Annotated in this window: 17 protein-coding genes; 5 read left to right on the plus strand and 12 right to left on the minus strand. The window is 38.3% G+C overall.

Features of this window, described 5'->3' with window-relative positions; all coding sequences use genetic code 11:
- Positions 1–2: 2 nt before the first annotated feature.
- The 5 genes from gatB to pcrA all read right to left on the minus strand — a co-directional run bounded on the left by gatB (position 3) and on the right by pcrA (position 7,698).
- The gene (gene gatB / locus RV13_RS07665; RefSeq protein ID WP_010744985.1) at positions 3–1,433 is read right to left on the minus strand and encodes an Asp-tRNA(Asn)/Glu-tRNA(Gln) amidotransferase subunit GatB; all 1,431 of its coding nucleotides are present in this window, start codon (positions 1,431–1,433) and stop codon (positions 3–5) included.
- Positions 1,433–2,902: an Asp-tRNA(Asn)/Glu-tRNA(Gln) amidotransferase subunit GatA gene (gatA, locus tag RV13_RS07670; RefSeq protein WP_010744986.1), complete on the minus strand. Its 1,470-nt coding sequence runs from the start codon at positions 2,900–2,902 to the stop codon at positions 1,433–1,435. The genes gatB and gatA overlap by 1 nt, the downstream gene beginning before the upstream one ends.
- The gene (gene gatC, locus RV13_RS07675; protein ID WP_010744987.1) at positions 2,902–3,207 is read right to left on the minus strand and encodes an Asp-tRNA(Asn)/Glu-tRNA(Gln) amidotransferase subunit GatC; all 306 of its coding nucleotides are present in this window, start codon (positions 3,205–3,207) and stop codon (positions 2,902–2,904) included. The genes gatA and gatC overlap by 1 nt, the downstream gene beginning before the upstream one ends.
- A 191-nt stretch (positions 3,208–3,398) precedes the next feature.
- Complete coding sequence (gene ligA, locus RV13_RS07680) at positions 3,399–5,417, minus strand: NAD-dependent DNA ligase LigA (protein ID WP_035016638.1); 2,019 nt, start codon at positions 5,415–5,417, stop codon at positions 3,399–3,401.
- A gap of 31 nt (positions 5,418–5,448) precedes the next feature.
- Positions 5,449–7,698, minus strand: coding sequence for a DNA helicase PcrA (gene pcrA / locus RV13_RS07685; RefSeq protein WP_010744989.1), 2,250 nt, complete (start codon positions 7,696–7,698; stop codon positions 5,449–5,451).
- A gap of 151 nt (positions 7,699–7,849) precedes the next feature.
- On the opposite strand from pcrA, the gene RV13_RS07690 reads away from it, so the two are divergent.
- Positions 7,850–9,424: a ClC family H(+)/Cl(-) exchange transporter gene (locus tag RV13_RS07690; RefSeq protein ID WP_010744990.1), complete on the plus strand. Its 1,575-nt coding sequence runs from the start codon at positions 7,850–7,852 to the stop codon at positions 9,422–9,424.
- An 8-nt stretch (positions 9,425–9,432) separates the two neighbouring features.
- On the opposite strand, the gene RV13_RS07695 is transcribed toward RV13_RS07690, so the two are convergent.
- Complete coding sequence (locus RV13_RS07695) at positions 9,433–10,893, minus strand: alpha-amylase (RefSeq protein ID WP_010744991.1); 1,461 nt, start codon at positions 10,891–10,893, stop codon at positions 9,433–9,435.
- Between the two features lie 157 nt (positions 10,894–11,050).
- Here RV13_RS07695 and RV13_RS07700 point away from each other — a divergent pair, with 157 nt between their 5' ends.
- The 3 genes from RV13_RS07700 to RV13_RS07710 are packed head-to-tail and all read left to right on the plus strand — an operon-like array spanning position 11,051 to position 14,695.
- Positions 11,051–11,803 (plus strand): DeoR/GlpR family DNA-binding transcription regulator, encoded by a 753-nt coding sequence (locus RV13_RS07700; RefSeq protein ID WP_010744992.1) that lies wholly within the window; start codon positions 11,051–11,053, stop codon positions 11,801–11,803.
- The gene (pfkB, locus tag RV13_RS07705) at positions 11,800–12,720 is read left to right on the plus strand and encodes a 1-phosphofructokinase (RefSeq protein WP_010744993.1); all 921 of its coding nucleotides are present in this window, start codon (positions 11,800–11,802) and stop codon (positions 12,718–12,720) included. The genes RV13_RS07700 and pfkB overlap by 4 nt, the downstream gene beginning before the upstream one ends.
- A gap of 52 nt (positions 12,721–12,772) precedes the next feature.
- Entirely contained in the window at positions 12,773–14,695 is a 1,923-nt protein-coding gene (locus RV13_RS07710; RefSeq protein ID WP_010744994.1) for a PTS fructose transporter subunit IIABC, read from the plus strand.
- A gap of 42 nt (positions 14,696–14,737) precedes the next feature.
- Here RV13_RS07710 and RV13_RS07715 read toward each other — a convergent pair whose 3' ends face one another.
- A complete protein-coding gene (locus RV13_RS07715) occupies positions 14,738–14,923 on the minus strand; it encodes a hypothetical protein (RefSeq protein WP_010744995.1) in 186 nt (61 codons plus the stop codon).
- Positions 14,924–14,973: 50 nt separating this feature from the next.
- On the minus strand, positions 14,974–16,341 hold the full coding sequence (locus RV13_RS07720; RefSeq protein WP_010744996.1) for a hypothetical protein: 1,368 nt from the start codon (positions 16,339–16,341) through the stop codon (positions 14,974–14,976).
- A 133-nt stretch (positions 16,342–16,474) separates the two neighbouring features.
- Here RV13_RS07720 and RV13_RS20985 point away from each other — a divergent pair, with 133 nt between their 5' ends.
- A complete protein-coding gene (locus RV13_RS20985) occupies positions 16,475–16,627 on the plus strand; it encodes an SPJ_0845 family protein (RefSeq protein ID WP_010744997.1) in 153 nt (50 codons plus the stop codon).
- Here the strand turns inward: RV13_RS20985 and yihA are convergent.
- The 4 genes from yihA to tig form a co-directional block, all read right to left on the minus strand.
- Complete coding sequence (gene yihA / locus RV13_RS07725) at positions 16,624–17,220, minus strand: ribosome biogenesis GTP-binding protein YihA/YsxC (protein WP_010744998.1); 597 nt, start codon at positions 17,218–17,220, stop codon at positions 16,624–16,626. The genes RV13_RS20985 and yihA overlap by 4 nt on opposite strands.
- Positions 17,221–17,276: 56 nt before the next feature.
- On the minus strand, positions 17,277–18,524 hold the full coding sequence (gene clpX, locus RV13_RS07730) for an ATP-dependent Clp protease ATP-binding subunit ClpX (RefSeq protein WP_010744999.1): 1,248 nt from the start codon (positions 18,522–18,524) through the stop codon (positions 17,277–17,279).
- A 152-nt stretch (positions 18,525–18,676) separates the two neighbouring features.
- Positions 18,677–20,050, minus strand: a complete 1,374-nt coding sequence (locus tag RV13_RS07735; RefSeq protein WP_010745000.1) for a GH25 family lysozyme — start codon at positions 20,048–20,050, stop codon at positions 18,677–18,679.
- 254 nt (positions 20,051–20,304) lie between these two features.
- The gene (tig, locus tag RV13_RS07740) at positions 20,305–21,588 is read right to left on the minus strand and encodes a trigger factor (RefSeq protein ID WP_010745001.1); all 1,284 of its coding nucleotides are present in this window, start codon (positions 21,586–21,588) and stop codon (positions 20,305–20,307) included.
- Positions 21,589–21,646 lie beyond the last annotated feature (58 nt).

Below are 21,646 nucleotides of genomic sequence, written 5' to 3' on the forward strand. Positions count from 1 at the left end.
CTCTAACGTTTCGCTAATTCCTCTTGAAGTAGTTTATTTACAACACCTGGATTTGCTTTTCCTTTGGTCGCTTTCATAATTTGACCAACTAAGAAGCCGACCGCCCGATCTTTACCATTTTTGAAGTCTTCGACAGACTGTTCATTATTATCAAGTACTTCGTTGATCATTGGCAACAATTGTGCTGGATCTGACAATTGGACAAGTCCTTTTGCTTCAACAACCTCTTTAGCATTTCCACCGTTTTGAATCAATTCACGGAAAACTTTTTTCGCAATTTTCGAACTGATAGTCCCATCTGCAATCAATGTAATCATGCCCGCCAAATTATTTGGGGTTAATTTCGTCTCAGCCAATTCCAATTTTTCACTATTCAAATAAGCGGAGACCTCACCCATTAGCCAGTTAGAAGCCTGTTTGGCATCTGCACCTTCTTTTAATGTATCTTCAAAGAAGTCAGACATTTCGCGACTCAAGGTTAGAACCATTGAATCATATTCTGGCAAACCAAGTTCATTTACATACCGCTCACGACGAGATGCAGGCATTTCAGGTAATGTTTGCCGTACCTTATCAATCCAAACATCATCAATTTCAAAACGAGGAATATCTGGCTCTGGGAAGTAACGATAATCGCTCGAACCTTCTTTAACACGCATTAAGATCGTTTTATTGGTTCCTTCGTCATAACGACGTGTTTCTTGTTGGATTGTTCCACCAGAAAGCAACACTTTTGTTTGACGTTGCACTTCAAAGGTCAATCCTTTTTTTACAAAACTAATAGAGTTTAAGTTTTTCAATTCGGTTTTCGTTCCGAACTCTTCTTGTCCATAAGGTCGTAAAGAAATGTTCGCATCACAACGCATAGAGCCTTCTTCCATCTTCACATCACTGACACCTGTGAACTGGATAATTGATCGTAATGCTTCTAGATAAGCATTCGCTTCTTCAGGCGAACGCATGTCTGCTTCAGAAACGATCTCGATCAAAGGTGTTCCTTGACGGTTCAAATCGACATATGAATAGCCGCCGATACCATGCATATTTTTCCCTGCATCTTCTTCTAAGTGAACACGTTCAATGCGTATCTTTTTCTTTTTGCCATTGACATCAATTTCAATCCAACCGTCATGACCAATCGGTTCATCAAATTGAGAGATTTGATAAGCTTTCGGATTATCTGGATAGAAATAATTCTTACGATCAAAATGCATATTTTTCGAAATTTCACAGTTTAGCGCAAGAGCAGCTTTCATCCCAAATTCAATTGCCGCTTTATTCATAACTGGCAAGACACCTGGATAGCCCCAGTCAATAATATTTGTATTCGTATTTGCTTCTGCACCAAAATGGGCAGGTGCAGGTGAAAAGATTTTAGAGTTTGTTTTTAATTCAACATGGACTTCAAGTCCGATGACTGTCTCTAAGTTCATTATTTTTCCCCCCCTAAAATCACAGGTTTTTGCTTATGAAAATCCGTTGCTTGTTCAAAAGCATACGCTGCTTTATACATAGTAGGCTCATCGAAATGCTTTCCAATAATTTGCAAGCCTACTGGTAATCCTTCTGAGAAGCCAGCAGGAACAGACATGCCTGGTAAACCAGCTAGGTTCACTGGAATCGTTAAGATATCATTTAAATACATCGTAATTGGATCATCAATGTTTTCACCAATACCAAAGGCAACAGTTGGCGACGTTGGACCAATGATCAAATCGTAATCAGCAAATACCTTATCAAAATCTTGTTTGATCAGCGTGCGAACCTGTCCAGCCTTTTTGAAGTAAGCATCATAATATCCCGCAGAAAGAGAAAAGGTTCCTAACATGATTCGGCGTTTTACTTCGTCACCAAATCCTTCAGTACGAGTATTTACGTATACGTCTTCCAAGTTTTGAACATCTTCGGAACGGAACCCGTAACGAATACCGTCAAAACGCTGCAAGTTTGAACTTGCTTCAGATGATGCAATAATGTAATACACTTCTACCCCATATTTAGAGTGTGGTAAACTCACTTCTTCAACTGTCGCTCCCAACGCTTTAAATGTATCCACAGCTTTTGTAATTGCTGCTTTAACACCTGGTTCAATCCCCTCAGCCATGAACTCTTTTGGTAATGCAATCTTCATGCCTTTTATATCGCCTGTTAAACCTGCAGTAAAATCTGGTACAGAAACACCAGCCGAAGTCCCGTCCTTAGGATCAAAACCACTAATTGCATTTAAGGCTAACGCATTATCCTTTACTGTGCGTGTGAATGGTCCAATTTGGTCTAGAGATGACGCAAAAGCAATCAAACCAAACCGAGATACACGTCCATACGTGGGTTTCAAACCAACAACCCCGTTAAATGCTGCCGGTTGGCGAATACTGCCCCCCGTATCACTACCTAAAGAAACCGGAACTTCACCTGCGGCAACTGCTGCTGCAGAACCACCTGAAGAACCGCCAGGGACTTTCGTTTGATCCCAAGCATTTTTTGTTTTCTTGAAATATGAAGTTTCACTTGAACTACCCATAGCAAATTCGTCCATATTTAATTTTCCAACTGGAATTAAATCTGAACTGTAGACTTTTTCCATAACAGTTGCATCGTAAATAGGATCAAAGTTTGATAAGATTTTGGATGCTGCAGTCGTTAAGATTCCTTTTGTAACAATGTTATCCTTGATTCCAATTGGAATACCAGCTAAAGCATTTTCTTCAGTGATTCCTTTTGCATCGATTGCTTTTGCCAATTCCATTGCTTTTTCTTCATTTAAGGTAATAAAAGCGTCAATATCTTTTTCCGTCTCTTTTATGCGGTCGAAGGTTTCAGCAGTTAAATCAGTTGCTGTAATTTCTTTTGTTACTAATAAATTGTGTAATTCTTCAATTGATTTATCATATAATTTTTCCATTATGCACCAGCCTCTCCGTTGTCAATGATTGCCGGAACTTTAATAAAGCCATCTTCGCTTTCCGGAACGTTTTTCATTAACTCATCACGCGACCAGCCTTCATCCGCCACGTCTTCACGCATAACGTTGATCGTCTCTAATACATTGGAAGTAAATGGCACACCTTCTGTATCAACTTCTCCAAGTTGTTCGACCATGTCGATTATTTTACCTAATTGATCGGTAAAGCCCGTCAATTCATCATCTGAAAAAGAAAGCTTCGCAAGTTTTGCGACATGTTTCACTTGTTCTTCATTGATTGCCATAATATCCCTCTTTCTTTTGTCAATTTTCAATCATTTTATCATATCTCTGTTAGAATTCACGTTTTTTTCTTGAAATTTTTTGAAAAATAATTCAATTCAAACAATTCCAAAATAGACGCTTTATAACAGACTTGACGCCTTTTTATAATACTCGTTCGTTAATAGTGTCGTCAACAATCATATGGGTAGACTTACTCAGTATGACTTTCTTCAATTGCTTGGATCATTTGTTTTTCATCCCAGACTTCGATCCCTAAATTTTGAGCTTTAGTCAATTTACTTCCAGCATCTTCTCCCGCAACAACAATGTCCGTTTTTTTCGAAACACTGCCAGTAACTTTCCCACCAAGATTTTGAATCTTCTCTTTCGCATCTTCGCGTGTATAATCAATAAGTTTCCCTGTTAAAACAACGGTTTTGTCCTTGAATGGCGACTCCACTTCAGCCAATTGGCTTGCACGAATTCCCTTGTACTCAAGATTCACACCACGTTCCGCTAATTCTTGCATTAGCTCATGAACTTCTTCATTCTCGAAGTAAGTCACCAAACTGTCAGCAATCGTTTCTCCAATAGTGTTTAGATCAATGATTTCTTCTTTGCTAGCCTTGCTGATCGCTTCCAAACTTCCAAAATGCTCTGCCAAAATTCCAGCTGCTTTTGCTCCTACATGGCGAATCCCCAAACCAAAAATTAGTCGTTCGACGGAGTTCTCACGGCTCGCGTCAATTGCCTTTAGGATATTTTCAGCAGATTTATCTTTAATTTTATCTAACGTTAAAAGTTGGTCCTTTTCTAATCCATAAAGATCCGCTACATCAGAAACCAGTCCTTTATCGAACATTTGAGCTAGCACACGTGGACCTAATCCATCAATATTCATTGCGTTCCGAGAAACAAAATGACTTAATCCTTCTTTTATTTGTGCTGGACATTTGGGATTGATGCATCGAAGAGCAACTTCCTCATCTAAATGAACCAGTTCGCTATCACAAATTGGACAATGTGTAGGCACAGGATATGGCTCACTATCCTCAGGTCTTTTTTCCAGAATGACCTGTGCTACTTCTGGAATAATATCTCCAGCTTTGTATACAAGGATTGTATCTTTCAAGCGAATATCTTTCTTTTCAATATAATCGCTATTATGAAGACTGGCGCGACCAACTGTTGTTCCTGCCAGTCTAACAGGTTCCATAATCGCCGTCGGTGTCAACACACCCGTACGTCCAACTGTCCAATCAATATCTAAGAGAGTTGTTTGAGCTTCTTCAGGAGGAAATTTATATGCGGTCGCCCAGCGAGGAGCTTTCACTGTAAAGCCTAATTCATCTTGTAACTCAAACTCATTTACTTTAACAACAATACCATCAATTTCATAAGGCAATTGATCTCTTGTTTCATGAAAGGTCTCGATGTAGGCCCACACTTCATCAATCGTCTCACAAACACGATGTTCAGGATTTGTTCTAAAGCCTAATCGTGACATTTCATTGAGTGCGTGATCTTGTGTAGTGGATTCCAACGGACCGAAATCAGCCAGCGTATACAAAAATGTGCTCAAATTCCGCTTAGCCGCAATGCGTGTGTCCAATTGACGTAAACTTCCAGCTGCAGCATTCCTCGGATTAGCAAAAACTTCTTTTCCTTCCTCTTCTCTTTGATGGTTTAACTTAACAAAGGAAGATTTTGGCATATAGCATTCTCCGCGAACTTCAATCGAAAGAGGCTCCTTTAAGCGTAATGGGATTGACTTAACAGTTTTCAAATTCTCAGTAATATTCTCTCCGACTGTTCCATCTCCACGTGTAGCCCCTTGAACAAAAACACCATTTTCATATTTAAGGGAAATGGACAATCCATCAATTTTTAATTCGCAACAATAAGAAACGGCATGTCCTATCGCCTTTTTTACCCGCTCATCAAAAGCGATTAATTCCTCTTTACTGAAAACGTCGTTTAAGCTATATAAAGGAATGTCGTGTACAACCTTTTCAAAGCCCTCCAGCACTTTTCCGCCAACACGTTGGGTAGGTGATTCTGGCGTAATTAAGTCCGGGTATTCCGTCTCAATTTCAACTAGTTCTTGATATTTTTTATCATAAACAAAATCTTCCACCGAGGGTTGATCTTGTACATAGTACTCATACGAATATTGATTCAGCTCATTCCGGAGCTCTGCAGAACGCTTTTCTGCCGCTTGAAACGTCATTGGTTCCAAGAAAATCCCTCCTAATTTTTGCTTAAATTTTTTCTATTGGTGCAAAGGCGGCTAATAAACGCTTAACTCCTTGTTGAGGAAAAGCAATATCTAACTCCACATCTTTGGCGTTGCCGCTAACTTTTACCACAGTCCCAACACCCCACTTTTTATGTTGAACCTTATCACCAGGATTCCAGTTTTCATTTTCACCGCCAGAAGCCGTTTTGTTCATCACTGGTTCGCGAGTAGCATGTTGGTATTTAGGCTTCATAGTATTTGGATTTGAGGTAAATGGATTATTGAAAGCCGTTTTTGCTTGTGGCTGCATACCAACTGAGTTTAACAGGCTTTCATCAATTTCTGCAACAAAACGTGAAGGTTGATTATACTGTGTTTTCCCATAAAGCGTTCGAGAGAAAGCATTCGTTAAATACAAGTTCTCCTCTGCACGCGTAATACCTACATAAGCCAAACGACGTTCTTCCTCTAACTCTTCTTCTTCCATTAATGAACGAGAGAGCGGAAAGATCTTTTCTTCCATGCCAATCAAGAAAACGATTGGAAATTCCAATCCTTTTGCAGCGTGTAACGTCATTAACGTTACTTGTGCACTCTCTTCTTGATAATCATCTAAATCTGATACCAAAGCCAAATCATTTAAGAAAACAGCGAGTTTTTCTTCTGGCGCATCAGCTTCCTCCTCATTTTGAGCTTCATTTCTTTTATCAAACTCTTTCGTAACTGTGCGGAATTCCTCTAAATTTTCTAACCGTGATTCCGCTTCTAAGGTTCTCTGATTTTTTAGATCATCTAAGTACCCCGTTCTTTCTAAAACTTGATCAACTAAATCAGTTACTGGAAGATAAGCAATCATCTCCTGAAATTGTGAAATCATAGTTCCAAATTCACCAATCATTCGACTTGCTTTACCAGAAATATTGGCTAGATCAACATTTTGTGCTGCTTCTACCATAGACCAATCATGCATTGCTGCAAAATTTCGTAATTTCTCAACTGAAGCTGCACCAATTCCCCGTTTTGGTGTGTTAATTACACGTTCAAAACTAACGCCATCTCGTGGGTTATTGATGATGTTCAAGTAAGCAATAATATCCTTGATTTCTTTACGATCATAGAATTTATGGCCACCTACCATAGTATAAGGAACATTTGATTTAACTAAAGTGTCTTCAATCACGCGTGATTGGGCATTGGTTCGATACAATACTGCGAAATCATTATAGCTACGATTATTACTTTGAATTTCTTCTTTAATCTTTCCCACAACGAACTGAGCTTCATCTCGCTCGCTATCTGCACGATAGTAAGTAATTTGTTCACCCGTCTGATTGTCTGTCCAAAGATTTTTATCTCGTCGATTGCTATTGTTTTTAATAACCTGATTGGCGGCGTCTAGAATACTTTTGGTTGAACGATAATTTTGTTCTAACAATATAACCGTAGCATCGTTATAGTCTTTTTCAAAATCCAAGATATTCTGCATATCCGCTCCACGCCAGCCGTAAATACTCTGATCCGCATCTCCCACGACACATAAATTACGGAAACGAGCTGCCAACATATTTACTAAAGTGTATTGTGCATGGTTGGTATCTTGATATTCATCTACATGCAAATAATGAAATTTATTTTGATAATAAGTTAATACTTCCTCGTTCTCTTTGAATAAACGAATCGTGTTCATGATTAAATCGTCAAAATCCATACTTTGATTGTTTCGAAGTGCTTTTTGGTAGGCATCATAACAGCGAGCAACGATTTCCTCAAAAAAAGACCCTTGACGCTCTGCATAAGTTTCCGGAGTTAATAATTCATTTTTTGCATTGCTGATTGTTCCTAGAATCGAACGAGGATCATATTTCTTTGGATCAACGTTTAACTCTTTCAATATCCGTTTCATTAGCGTTAGTTGATCTGAACCATCCAAAATTGTAAAATTTCGATCATAGCCAATCGCATCTACATCACGGCGTAAAATCCGCACACACATCGAATGGAAGGTCGAAACCCACACGTCGTTGCCACCCTGTCCTAAAATGTCATTGACACGTTCCTTCATTTCTCTGGCGGCTTTATTCGTAAACGTAATTGCTAAAATATTCCACGGGTTAACATTTTTTTCTTCTATTAAATAAGCAATACGGTGGGTTAAAACTCTCGTTTTACCACTTCCTGCTCCTGCCATAATTAGTAATGGACCTTCGGTATGAAGTACCGCTTCTTTTTGTTTAGGGTTAAGTCCTGCTAACAACTCTTGTTTGTTTGGCATGCAAAACGTCCTTTCTATATTCAATCTTTTTTATTATAGCATCTCAGAAAGTTTCGCGACACCAGCAACATTTAAAAAAGCGAATTCATTGATTCATCCTTGTTTTTCTCATAGATTCGCGCTAAATTTAATAATGGTATGGAGGGAAAACATGAAGAACGAACATGAAATCAAACGTTTAGATAGTACAAAAGTTATTTTCATCTTAAAAGGAATCCTAATCGGCGCGATCGCTGGTATTATTGTTAGCTTATTCCGCCTATTTATTGAGGAAATGATGAATCATTTAGTGGCTCTTTATTTGTGGTTCCGTATCAATCCAATAGGGTTGATTCCTTGGACTCTTGTAATGATTATATTCGCAGTTGTCGTAGGATTATTGATAAAATCAGAGCCAAATATTAAAGGGAGCGGAATCCCACAGGTTGAAGGAACTTTGCAAGGAGAAATCAAGCTAAATTGGTTTTCAATTCTTTGGAAAAAATTTGTTGGCGGCGTCTTATCTGTAGGATCAGGCCTTTTCCTTGGACGAGAGGGACCTTCTATTCAGTTAGGGGCAATGGTAGGTCAGGGTTTCGGTGAATATACAAAAGCCTCTACTTCTGAAAAGAAGATATTTATTTCTAGTGGTGCAGCAGCAGGCTTAGGCGCTGCCTTTAATGCTCCTATCGCAGGATTATTGTTTGTAATTGAGGAAGTCCATCATCACTTTTCACCCTTGATTTGGTTAACTTCTTTAACAGCAGCGTTGACTGCAAACTTAGTTTCACTAAACTTTTTTGGTTTAAAACCAGTCTTATTCATTGCGGATGTTCCTTCATTACCGTTAAAATATTACGGACTGCTGATACTTCTTGGGATTATCTTAGGTGCCCTAGGTTATGTGTATCAAATTGTACTTTTGTCGTTGCCTCAAATATATAAAAAAACTCATTTACCCGAACATCTCTATGGACTCATTCCATTTTTATTGATAATTCCAGTTGCTTTCTTTTTTCCAAATTATCTTGGGGGAGGCAATCAAATTGTTTTAGCTATTGGAGAACACAGTTTTCCTTTAACCGTGTTGATCTTTCTATTTTTCTTACGGTTTCTTTTTTCTATGATCTCTTATGGAGCGAACCTTCCAGGAGGAATTTTCTTACCAATCTTGACTTTAGGAGCATTGATCGGTGGGATTTACGGAACTACCTTACATCAGTGGTTTGGTTTAGATTCCCTCTTGATTCGAGACTTTGCAATTTTTGCTATGGCTGGATATTTCACTGCAATTGGTAAAGCCCCATTAACAGCCATTATTTTGGTCACTGAAATGGTGGGGAATATTACACACTTAATGCCATTAGCGGTTTGTTCACTGACAGCCTACGTTGTGAACGATTTATTAGGTGGCAATCCAATCTACGAATCTTTACTTGAACGTTTACTTAACGGTCATCTTCCAAGTATTACTGGAAACAAAACAATCATTGAATTTCCTGTTACGGCTGAAAGTACGTTGGATGGCACAATGGTTCGAGATTTTAATTGGCCGAAAGAAATGTTGTTGATTTCAATCAGACGAGGATCAACAGAAATCTTAACACACGGTGATACTGTGATGAAGGTTGGTGACCTTTTGATGATCTTAACAGATGAAGGCTATACACAAAAAATTAAAAAACAGATTCGTGAACGGTCAGATGCAGCAATAGCAAAAAAACAAGACAAAGCAATACGAGGATGAGCTTAAGCTCATCCTCGTATTTTATTAGCTAATTTCTCATTAATATATACAGATACTTGTCCATCATTTACAGGAAATATTCCTTGACCATTTTCATCAAGGACAATTTTTGCTTCATTATTTCCGAGTAGATCAACAAAGGTTTCCCCTTCATGAATGGCACTAATAGTCATTTCTTTTTCCCCACCATTGGCATTGGTCATAATGATTGCAGCTCCAGACTCAATATCATCAAAGTCACCTGTTAAAGTCCAGCCAATAACGTTTGGATCATCAAAATAGTCCGCTTGATTGCCAAAGTTCAATTCTTCTCTTAATTTAATCAACGCATTCAATCCTTCACCAACAGCATCTGCATTTTCTGTTCCGTAAAGGTCTCCCCAAAAAATTACTGGTGTTCCTTCATTTCTCATTAAAATTAAGCTATAGGCATGTAATTTAAACCAACCTTCTACCCACGATTCTAAGCTTTGTCCATGCTGCGTATCATGGTTGTCCACAAATGTAACAGCCCAATCAGGCCGAGTTTCAATTAAAGTACCAGTAAAAATTTGTCGCATATCAAACTCGCCCATTGTAGAAGCTGCTTGAAATAAATTAAAGTGCAAAGGAACATCGAACAATGAAATCAAATTACCCGATGAATCCAGATATTCCTGCAATTTATCCAACTCATCAGACCAATATTCACCGACAACGAAAAGCTCCTCCCCTTTTTCTTCACGGCGATGTAACAGCCAGTCAACAAATAGGTCAAAACGAATGTGCTTCACTGCATCTAACCGATATCCATCAACATCTGTTAACGCTTGATACCACTTCCCCCACTTATCTAACTGATCAATGGTTTCAGGGTTTTCCATGTCCAAGTTACATCCCATCAAATAGTCAAAGTTGCCATTTTCATCGTCAACTTTTGGTTCCCAGCCTTTATCGGCAAAATTAAAGATCGCATGGTCTTTTTCGCGCGCATCATAATCAACACCTGAAAAGTTTTTCCAAGTCCACTGATATTCATTGTATTTACCTTGTCTTCCGGGAAAAATAAATTTTGTCCAAGCTTCTATTTCTTCTTCTCCCGAACTTGGTTTAGTTCGGTCGTCAAACTGATAAGCAACAGCTGAAACAACTTCCGTCTCATCCGCACCCATGAAGTGATCAAAAACGATGTCTGCGTAAATTTTCAAACCAGCCTTTTTCAATGCAGTAATACTGCTCAAATACTCTTCTTTCGTTCCATACTTTGTTGCAACGCTTCCTTTTTGATCAAACTCACCTAGATCGTATAAATCATAAGTGCCATACCCGACATCGTTCGCCCCTTCAGAGCCCTTGTAGGCCGGTGGCATCCAGATCGCATTGATTCCCAAATGACGTAATTCTTCTGCTTTCTCAGTCAATGTTCTCCAATGATTTCCGTCCGCCGGAAGATACCATTCAAATCCTTGTAAAATTGTTTGTTTTCCCATAAGCTTCACCTCTACTTCTATCATACAAAAAATGAGAGTTCTTTCATAATATGACGAATCAAAACATACCCTTTAAATGTTTTTGACTGATTTCGACTGTTTATGGTTGAAATGCAAAAATACTTGTGGTATTATTTCAAATGAAGGAGGATTGAAAATGCTTACAGAAGAACGACATAGAAAAATTATTGAGCGGCTTGAACGTGATGGAGTAGTAAAGTCACAGGATTTAGTACAGTGGTTAGACTCCTCTGAATCGACCGTCCGAAGAGATTTGCAAGAGCTAGAAGATTTGGGAATCCTAGAACGTGTACATGGCGGAGCAAAACGACCTCAACATTTAGAACAAGAATTAGGTATGTTCGAAAAATCATCCAAAAACGTTCAACAAAAAAAATTAGTTGCTAAGTATGCCGTTGAATGCATTGCTGAAGGCGACGTCATTTATTTAGACGCTGGTACTACCACTTCGGAAATGATCCCTTTTTTGAAAGAGCGTACTGTTACTGTTGTGACAAATTCCGTTGGTCTTGCTGCTCGCCTAGTTGAAGCGGAGATAGCCACAATTGTATTAGGCGGACGTATTAAATTAACAACGGATGCAGTTGTTGGTTCACAAGCTTTAGAACAGTTAAAACAATATCGTTTTAATAAAGCCTTCATGGGAATGAATGGTGTACACACAGATAGCGGCTACTCTACACCTGATCCAGAAGAAGCAATCCTTAAAAGAGCGGCTATCCAACAAGCCGAAGAGGCTTTCATACTAGTTGATCATAGCAAATTCAACCAAACAAGTTTTGTCAGTGTCGCACCTTTGTCAGCTGCTTCAATTCTCACAGATACCTGTCCTTTGGTTATCCATGATCAAATCACAGAGCAAACTACCCTAAAGGAGGTTTCTGTATGATTTATACAGTAACACTAAACCCATCAATCGATTATATTGTCCATGTCAATCAACTGGCGATTGGCGACGTCAATCGCATGAAAAGCGACTTGAAATTACCTGGTGGTAAAGGAATCAACGTATCACGAATTTTGAAACGAATTAACAATGATTCTACAGCTCTAGGTTTTCTTGGCGGCTTTACCGGACGCTTTATCAACGAGTGGATGGAACGCGAAACAATTAAAACGAATTTTACACCTGTAGCTGATGACACGCGCATTAATATCAAACTAAAATCGAATGAAGAAACTGAAATCAACGGTCAAGGTCCAAAAGTCTCTACTGAAGAGATGACTGCATTGAAAAAAGTTTTAGAGCATTTAACTTCAGAAGATATTGTGGTGCTATCAGGAAGTAAACCTGCAAGCATTCCAACCGGTTTTTATCAAGAATTAATTGAAATCATCAAAGCCCAAGGCGCCTCATTTGTCATTGATACTACTGGTGCTGACTTGATGGATGCTTTAGAGAAACAACCTTTACTAGTTAAGCCAAATAATCACGAATTGGCGGATTTATATCAAACAACCTTTAGTTCCGTTGAAGATATTTTCCCATTCGGTCAACGCTTATTAGATGAAGGAGCTCAACATGCACTAGTTTCAATGGCTGGTGATGGAGCTTTATTATTTACCAAGGACGGGATTTACCGCTCCAATGTCTTAAAACGCCCGGTTAAAAATTCTGTTGGTGCGGGAGATTCGATGATCGCCGGTTTTGTAGGAAACTTTACTAAAACGAAAGATCCGGTCGAAGCCTTCAAGTGGGGGGTCGCATGTGGCAGTGCAACTACTTTTTCAGATGATTTAGCAACTGCAGAATTTATTCAAGAATTATTACCAGAGGTACAGATCATAAAAGTAAAAGAATCTTGATCTGCCCTTCTGTTAAAAAATATGTATTAATTTAAAATTTGGAGGAATTATAATGGACATTAAAGATTTATTGATCAAAGATGCCATGATCATGAATTTGCAGGCAACCACTAAAAAAGCTGCAATTGATGAAATGGTTCAAAAAATGTATGATGCTGGTCGAATCTCAGATATTGATGTTTATAAAGATGGGATTTTGGCACGTGAAGCCCAGACATCAACAGGCTTAGGTGATGGGATCGCAATGCCCCATGCTAAAAACAGTGCCGTTAAAAAGGCAACCGTTCTTTTCGCTAAAAGCAAAACAGGTGTTGACTATGAATCTCTAGATGGTCAACCTACGTTCCTATTCTTTATGATTGCCGCTCCAGAAGGTGCAAACGATACTCATCTGCAAGCATTAGCTGCGCTATCAAGATTATTGGTTGATCCAGATTTTGTTGCTAAATTAAAAGCGGCCGAAACACCTGATCAAGTCCAAAAAACTTTTGATACTGCTGAAAAGGCTAAAGAAGCGGAAGAAAAAGCAGAAGCTCAGGCGGAGGCAGAACAAAAAATCAAAGATACGAACCGACGTTATCTCGTGGCCGTAACAGCCTGTCCTACCGGTATTGCACACACCTACATGGCAGAGGACGCTTTGAAGAAAAAAGCAAAAGAACTGGGCGTTGATATCAAAGTTGAAACAAACGGTTCAGAGGGAATCAAACATCGCTTGACAGACGAAGACATCGCTCGTGCAGATGGCGTTATCGTCGCTGCTGATAAAAAAGTTGAAATGAATCGCTTCAATGGAAAAGAATTAGTTAACCGCCCTGTAAGTGACGGGATTCGTAAACCAGAAGAATTGATCAACTTAGCGTTAAGTGGTAAAGCACCTGTTTATCATGGAAACGGCGAAGATACTTCAGCCAATGAAGAAAAAAGTGATAACGGTACTTTAGGTCAACGCATTTATAAAGACTTGATGAATGGTGTATCACATATGCTGCCATTCGTTATCGGTGGCGGAATCATGATCGCATTATCATTCATGATCGATCAATTTATGGGCGTACCTCAAGCAGAACTTGCTAATTTAGGAAATTACAACCAAATCGCTAGCTGGTTCAACCAAATCGGTGGAGCAGCATTTGGCTTTATGCTACCTGTTCTTGCAGGTTTTATTGCTTCAAGTATTGCTGATCGTCCTGGCCTAATCGCCGGCTTTGCTGCTGGTGCTTTAGCGAATGCTGGAGGTGCTGGTTTCTTGGGCGCATTAATCGGCGGTTTCCTAGCTGGTTATGTCATCATTTTCTTGAAGAAATTATTTAAAAACTTGCCTAAATCACTTGAAGGAATTAAAGCGATTCTTTTCTACCCCTTCTTTGGTTTAATGATTACTGGTTTCTTAATGCTCTTGGTAAATGTACCGATGAAAGCAATCAATGATGGCTTAAATGGGTTCTTGACTGGTCTAAGCGGATCAAATGCTATTTTGCTAGGCGCTTTACTTGGTGGGATGATGGCAGTTGACTTAGGTGGACCAATTAATAAAGCTGCCTATGTATTTGGTACTGCAACTTTAGCGTCCTCTGTTGCTCAAGGTGGTTCAATCGTCATGGCAGCCGTTATGGCCGGTGGGATGGTTCCTCCATTAGCTATTTTTGTCGCTACTCGTCTATTCAAAAATAAGTTTGAAAAGAGTCAAGTAGATGCTGGATTAACAAACATCGTTATGGGACTCTCCTTTGTTACTGAAGGAGCAATTCCTTTTGCAGCAGCTGACCCAATTCGAGTAATTCCGAGTTTTGTTGTAGGTTCAGCTTTAGCTGGCGGCCTAGTCGGTGCTGTCGGCATCAAATTGCTAGCTCCCCACGGAGGAATCTTTGTTGTCTTATTATTAAGCCATCCATTACTTTATCTTTTATTTATTGCTATTGGAGCAATCGTTTCAGGTGTTATTTACGGATTAGTAAAAAAACCTGTAGCTTAAAAAGAAGACCACTCTCAATTTGAGAGTGGCCTTCTTTTTTTTCTACAACCAGCGATCCTTTCTGCGGGCACGAACAGGCTGAGGTTTTGGTTTAATCGTAAATAAAATCATACCAATAAAGAACACTGCAATAGACAACGGAATCTCCAATGACGCAAGTGGCAACATAAAAATTATTCCAACAATCAATAAGCAACTACCCATAATCTTGATATATCTTCGATCCATAAAAACCTCTCCTTTCTCAAATTGAGAATCTACTTTCAAAAAATAGAATTTCAATATTTAGACACTTGAAAAGGCAACATCCACGAATTATCAAATTTCCAGTATATCCAATTGATTTTTTGCTGACACTTTTTTTGATCAATAAATGAGACAATTAGGTGCTTCGCTTCTTTCTCTAAAGAAAATGTGAGTGAATCATTTTTACGACTAACCTGATGAATCGTCATATCCTTTAAAGCACCTTTTAGTTCCTCCAAAGGAAAATCTAAAAATGCTTTTTTGGGAATGAATAATTGCAGTACAGCAGTATAATCTTTGTACCGCATATCCTGTATCTCAAATTCGATAGAATCACGGATATAATATTCGAATGCGGCCAGTCCCTTATCCAATGTCAGTTCAGGATACAAGATATGATAATTCATCATTCGTTCACTCTCATCATCAATCCAAGGAAAATAAGCTAAAGCGTTCAGGCCTCCCTTCATTCGATTCACACGGTATTGATTCGTCAAAAAATTATAGGTCCGTGTTACAAAATAAGAAGCATCACTTTTCTTGGTCGGTTGAAACTGTTCATTTTGATATTGGACGGTTTGAATTACAGTATCCTCAAAAGCAAATTCAATGTAGGGCTGTTTTAGCAATCCTACACCATTCGTATAAGACAATTGAGAAATCCCCAATTGATCACGAAATAATTGTTGGAACCGCAAATTGGCTTCTTCCTTCCATTGAAATGGATCCTTGTATAGCTCAAAAAAAACTCCCTCACCTAGCTCGGTTACTTTGTCCACTTGTTGAATCTCAAGCAGTAACTGTTTTGCAAAAAGTTTTTTGTATGGATCTCCTAGGAATAACCACCAGCAAGCGGTAAGACAAACCCCTTTATAAAAAACGTCATAACCAGGAAAAACATTACAATCTACCACAACATCTCCATTTAGTCCCTTCATTTTAGGCAAAGCACTCGTCTCTTCAGCCGTTTCAAATGAACGACGTTTAGATAGCTCACTTGTATTATGATAGAGGTATTCTTCATAGGAACGGATATAAGCAAAGAAACCGTGTTCAGTTAAGCGCGATTTTAGATAATCTAAATAGACATTCTCCCAATAAAAAAAATTCTGTTTAACAAGAATAGATTTTTCAAAAAGAGTATCCCCCAGTAAGTGAACAGTCATTTCCTCATCTTGGTTTTTTAATTGAAGCCAATAATCTTCTTTTGTCCCAAAAGCATTAATTGTACGCTGTAAATAATCCGGATCAAAGGCCTGTTCTTTCCCATTAATCAACATTCTGTCTGGTTCCAGCAATAGACGACTCATAACTAACCAATCTTTGGTCTTCAACTGAATATCGGCTTGCTTTAAATCGTAAAGCTGGCTGACACTGTAAATCTTTTGATTATTCTCCATTGCTTTCCCCTTTCTCATTACTCTATTATAATTATATCTTAAAGATTTAAAAAACCCTATGAAATTGATTACTAAATGTAAAAAAATTGTATACTATAATAAACTATGTTAAAACTGAAATGGAGGTGTTCAAATGGGACTAAAATTTGAAAAAACCGATGATTTAGATAAGTTGTTTGAATCATTCGTCGTTGATCCAGATAAAAAAGTACAAAAAGACGAAGACATTCAGAAGTTCTTAAAACCAAAAACTGAACAAAACGATAAAAAAAAGGATCAGGCTTAAGCCTGATCCTTTTCGATTGCAGCTTCGATGGCCGCCCATGCTTCTTCTTTTCCTTTTTTTGTTTCAGATGAGAAAAGAATGAAGGTATCATTCGGGTCGAAATCCAACTTCTTCTTGATAGCACTCGTATGCTTATTCCATTTTCCACGAGGAATTTTGTCTGCTTTAGTTGCCACCACAATCACTGGAATCCCATAGTACTTCAGGAAATCGTACATTTGAATATCTTCTTTACTAGGATCATGACGCACATCTACTAAAGAAACTACCGCACGTAATTGCTTGCGTGAAGTAATATATGTCTCAATCATTTCTCCCCATTTTGCTCTCTCTGTCTTCGAGACTTTTGCATACCCATAACCAGGAACGTCCACAAAATGCAAAGCATTCTCAATTAAGTAAAAATTTAACGTTTGCGTCTTCCCTGGTTTACCTGACGTTCGCGCTAAATTTTTACGATCAATCAGTGTATTAATAAATGAAGACTTCCCAACATTGGAGCGCCCTGCTAAGGCGATTTCCGGTAAATCAGTTTCGGGATATTGTTTAGGCGAGACTGCACTAATAACAATCTCTGCATTATGAACTTTCATATTTTCACGCCTTTCAAAAAGGGCTCACAAATTAATTTGTGAACCCTCAACACTTGCTAACCTGCTTTTTTCTTATCGTTATGATACTCAATAATTGGTTTGCCAGAACCCTCAACAGAATCTTTCGTCACGATTACTTTTTCAATTGATTCATCTGAAGGAATGTCGAACATCACATCCATCATAACATCCTCAATAATTGATCGCAGACCACGTGCGCCCGTATTTCGAGAAATGGCTTTGTCAGCAATTGCACTTAATGCATCCTCATCAAATGTTAGATCCGTGTCATCGTATGAAAGTAATTTTTGATACTGTTTAACTAATGCGTTTTTAGGTTCTGTTAATATCCGAACTAAGTCTTCGGTTGTTAATTTCTCCAATGCTGTTGTAACCGGTAATCGTCCGATAAATTCTGGTATTAAACCGAATTTCAGCAAATCTTCAGGAATAATCTGCTGCATCACACTCGCATCTTCATCAATCTTTTTGTTGTTCTTTCCAAACCCAATGGTTTTTTCACCTAAACGGTTTTTCACAATTGTTTCGATACCATCGAAGGCTCCGCCAACGATAAATAGAATGTTCGTTGTATCGATTTGGATAAATTCTTGATGAGGATGTTTGCGTCCTCCTTGCGGTGGTACACTAGCGACTGTTCCCTCAAGGATCTTAAGCAAAGCTTGCTGAACTCCCTCACCTGAAACATCACGAGTGATCGAAACATTTTCGCTTTTACGAGTAATTTTGTCGATTTCATCAATGTAAATGATTCCTTTTTCAGCACGTTCAACATTATAATCAGCAGCCTGCAAGAGCTTTAATAAAATGTTTTCAACATCTTCACCAACGTAACCCGCTTCAGTTAAACTTGTTGCATCTGCAATAGCAAATGGTACGTTCAGCGTTCTAGCTAATGTTTGTGCCAAGAACGTTTTACCAGAGCCGGTTGGTCCAATCAAACAAATATTGCTTTTCTGTAATTCTACTTCGTCGATACCATCATTTTCAGTATTTACTCGCTTATAATGATTGTACACTGCAACCGATAATGCTTTCTTTGCCCGATCTTGACCAATAACATATTGATTTAAAACATCCAATAGTTCTTTGGGCTTTGGCACATCAATAAACTCACGAATAGCTTCCTCATGGAATTCTTCATCTATAATTTCTTTACAAAGGTCGATACATTCATTACAAATGTAAACGCCTGGACCCGCAACGACTTTTTTTACTTCCTCTTGGGTCTTTCCGCAAAATGAACAGCGAACTGTTTCTCCTGCGCCTGTGCTCTCATACATGGCTGTCACCTCTTGTTTCATTCTCTACAAGTGTTTCCACGATTGCAGTCTTTATCTATAATAACATAAAGCATTAAAAAGACAAAGAAACCAATTGCAAATAAAAAGGAAATCTAAAGAAAAAAAGTTCTCGAAAATCGAGAACCTTTTGACTATTTTGCATACCAGGCTAAACCTTCATATTTCCAGCCGTGCTTAACTAAATTATTTTTTTCATTCGTGTTCAATGTGTAGTGATGCGCGCCAGATTTAGCATTTGGATTGTATAATCGATGTAACGCATTAGGGCCGCCAGAGTACCAAGAAATCCCTTCATATCTCCAGCCCTTCTTGATTAAATTGTCTTTTTCATAAGCATGAAGAGTATAATGATGATCTCCTGCATTAGGGTTGTACAAACGATAAACTGGATTACCGGAGGTTGGTCCATTCCAACCAATTCCTTCGTATCTCCAGCCTTTTGAAACTAAGTTGTTCTTTTCAGCAACATTTTGTGTATAAAAATGTTCGCCGCTGTTCGGATTATAAACACGGTACATTTGTACACTATTTGCCGGAGGCGTTGGTGTCGGGTTGCTAAAGGTTGATGTATAATCTGCGTTAATGTCAAAATTCCCGCTAATACCAGGGAATGATAATTGCGAAGACCATTGCCAAGCGCCGTATTGGGTATAAAAATTTGTTGTTGATAAATTATATGGATAAGCAGCAACCCATATATTTTTATATCCAATAGTAGCAGCATTAATCCGTCCGGTATCTAACCAATTCAAACCAATGTAATGTCGAACATTTCCATATCCTAAGCTTTTTAAACGACTTTCAAATGCCCTAGAGTTATTTGTATGGTTTCCTTTACCAAGAATTTGAGGTTCCTCGATATCATTCACCATAACGGTACCGCTACTCAAACCGAATTTCTTAGCTGCAGCCGCAAAATAATTCGCCTCTGCCACAGCTTGAGCATCGCTCGTAAACCAACTATAATGATAGGCAGAAACTTTCATTCCCGCTGCCATAGCATTGTTAATCTGTGACTGAGCGTAAGGATTTGTATAACTGGTAGCTTCTGTTAGCTTGACAACAACCCCCGTAACACCATAGCCTTTCATTTTTTGGAAGTTTGCAACAGAAATATTTCCATTATGAGAGGAAATATCAATAAAACTTTTACTAGGCGTATTAGTATTCGTTGCTGATACAGATGGAAGCGAAGCAAATAATTGGATACTTGGATATAAATCAGAACGTCCTTTCGGTAAAGACATTGTTCCCTCAGCTGTCTCCATTTGCGATTGCGGAACTGTCACTTCTTCTGTTTCAACACTATCAGACGTTTGTTCAGAGTCAAAATTTCCCGTAGTCTGTGATTCGATTTGTGAAACACTCGCAGTTGAATCAGTGGTCGATGAACTTTGAGTGATTTGTTGACTGCTTTCTATTTGATTTTCTTCAGCTAGAGCTATAGTCGAAAAATTTAAACATAGCACTGATAAAAAACATAGTCCTAAAATTTTTCTCTTCATTTTCTCCTCCTTAGGGTATTAAAACATAAAATAATTACATCTTTTAAAAACGAGAATGACCCTCATTTCATTAATAATTCAATATTACCAAATTTAAGAGTTATTTTGAAGTTATTCGTTATAAATATCTATAAAAAAAGTGAGAAACTAAATTCATGAGTTTCCTTAGTTAGCAAAAATACTAGTGAATAAAAAAATGTGACGCATAATCTGCGCCACATAGTTTAACTACCTGCTTAACTAACCAGTACTGCTTATTTTTCTACAGCAGTCCCAGTTACTAATTCAACAGCTTTTTTCATTTTAATATCATGTTCAAGCATATCTTCCGTTAAAACACGACGAATTTGCTCTTCTGGCATTTGATACATTTCAGCCAAGTCTTTGATTTCTTTCGCAATATCTTCCTCAGAAGCTTCAATTTTTTCTGCTTCAACAATAGCTTCCATGACTAAGTTTGTTTTCACTCGTCCTTCCGCTTCACCTTCAAATTGAGTATGAAGATCTTCCTCAGTTGAACCAGTTAATTGATAGTACATTTCTGGTGAGATTCCTTGACGTTGCATGTTATTTAAAAATTCATCCATCGAACGGTGAACTTCATCATGAACCATTACATGTGGAAGTTCTACGATTTCAGCATTCTCAACAGCTTGCTTGATTGCAGCTTCGTCTTTTGCTTCTTTCGCAGCTTCTTCTTTTTGTTTTGCTAGTTCATCACGATATTTTGCTTTTAATTCATCTAATGAATTCACTTCTTCATCAACATCTTTAGCAAAATCATCATCCAATTCAGGAAGTTCTTTTGCCTTTACTTCGTGAATCGTTACTTTGAATACAGCTTCCTTGCCAGCTAAATCTTCTGCTTGGTAATCTTCTGGGAAAGTAACTGTTACATCTAAGCTTTCACCTGCTTTGTGTCCGACTAATTGCTCTTCAAAGCCAGGAATAAATGAACCAGAACCTAATTCAAGAGAATAGTTTTCACCTTTTCCGCCTTCAAATGCTTCTTCACCAACGAAACCTTCAAAATCAATTACAGTAGTGTCGCCGTTTTCAGCAGCTTCGTCTTCTTTGATAACTAGCTCTGCTTGAGATTCTTGTTCTGATTTCAAACGCGCTTCTACATCAGCGTCAGAAACTTCAACATCTTGTTTAGGAACCTCTAACTCTTTATAGTCACCTAATTTAACTTCAGGTTTTACAGTAACCTCTGCTTTAATAACCCAAGCTTCGCCTTTTTCCATACTGTCAACATCGATTTTTGGTTGAGAGACTGGATCGATGTCTGCTTCTTTTACAGCAGCTTCATAAGCTGCTGGTAATACATCATTCAACGCATCTTCATACAATGCTTCTTCACCGTACATACGGTTAAATACTTGACGAGAAACTTTTCCTTTACGGAAGCCAGGTACATTAAGATTTTTTTTCACTTTGTTGAATGCATTTGTTAATCCCTTTTGAATCTCAGTTTGTTCAATTGAGAAAGTTAACACACCATCATTGGTGCCTGTTTTTTCAAAATTTGCAGTCACGTTTGTTCCCTCCGAATACTAATATACTTGCATTTTGCATACCATTAAATATTACACT

Origin of the sequence: Enterococcus raffinosus (genome assembly GCF_001886185.1) — a bacterium.
Lineage (GTDB): Bacteria > Bacillota > Bacilli > Lactobacillales > Enterococcaceae > Enterococcus_A > Enterococcus_A raffinosus.

Bases quoted from the DNA above. Each gene is read 5' to 3' on its own strand.
- gatB (WP_010744985.1), bottom strand. From the start codon at position 1,433: ATGAACTTAGAGACAGTCATCGGACTTGAAGTCCATGTTGAATTAAAA.
- gatA (WP_010744986.1), bottom strand. From the start codon at position 2,902: ATGGAAAAATTATATGATAAATCAATTGAAGAATTACACAATTTATTA.
- gatC (WP_010744987.1), bottom strand. From the start codon at position 3,207: ATGGCAATCAATGAAGAACAAGTGAAACATGTCGCAAAACTTGCGAAG.
- ligA (WP_035016638.1), bottom strand. From the start codon at position 5,417: ATGACGTTTCAAGCGGCAGAAAAGCGTTCTGCAGAGCTCCGGAATGAG.
- pcrA (WP_010744989.1), bottom strand. From the start codon at position 7,698: ATGCCAAACAAACAAGAGTTGTTAGCAGGACTTAACCCTAAACAAAAA.
- RV13_RS07690 (WP_010744990.1), top strand. From the start codon at position 7,850: ATGAAGAACGAACATGAAATCAAACGTTTAGATAGTACAAAAGTTATT.
- RV13_RS07695 (WP_010744991.1), bottom strand. From the start codon at position 10,893: ATGGGAAAACAAACAATTTTACAAGGATTTGAATGGTATCTTCCGGCG.
- RV13_RS07700 (WP_010744992.1), top strand. From the start codon at position 11,051: ATGCTTACAGAAGAACGACATAGAAAAATTATTGAGCGGCTTGAACGT.
- pfkB (WP_010744993.1), top strand. From the start codon at position 11,800: ATGATTTATACAGTAACACTAAACCCATCAATCGATTATATTGTCCAT.
- RV13_RS07710 (WP_010744994.1), top strand. From the start codon at position 12,773: ATGGACATTAAAGATTTATTGATCAAAGATGCCATGATCATGAATTTG.
- RV13_RS07715 (WP_010744995.1), bottom strand. From the start codon at position 14,923: ATGGATCGAAGATATATCAAGATTATGGGTAGTTGCTTATTGATTGTT.
- RV13_RS07720 (WP_010744996.1), bottom strand. From the start codon at position 16,341: ATGGAGAATAATCAAAAGATTTACAGTGTCAGCCAGCTTTACGATTTA.
- RV13_RS20985 (WP_010744997.1), top strand. From the start codon at position 16,475: ATGGGACTAAAATTTGAAAAAACCGATGATTTAGATAAGTTGTTTGAA.
- yihA (WP_010744998.1), bottom strand. From the start codon at position 17,220: ATGAAAGTTCATAATGCAGAGATTGTTATTAGTGCAGTCTCGCCTAAA.
- clpX (WP_010744999.1), bottom strand. From the start codon at position 18,524: ATGTATGAGAGCACAGGCGCAGGAGAAACAGTTCGCTGTTCATTTTGC.
- RV13_RS07735 (WP_010745000.1), bottom strand. From the start codon at position 20,050: ATGAAGAGAAAAATTTTAGGACTATGTTTTTTATCAGTGCTATGTTTA.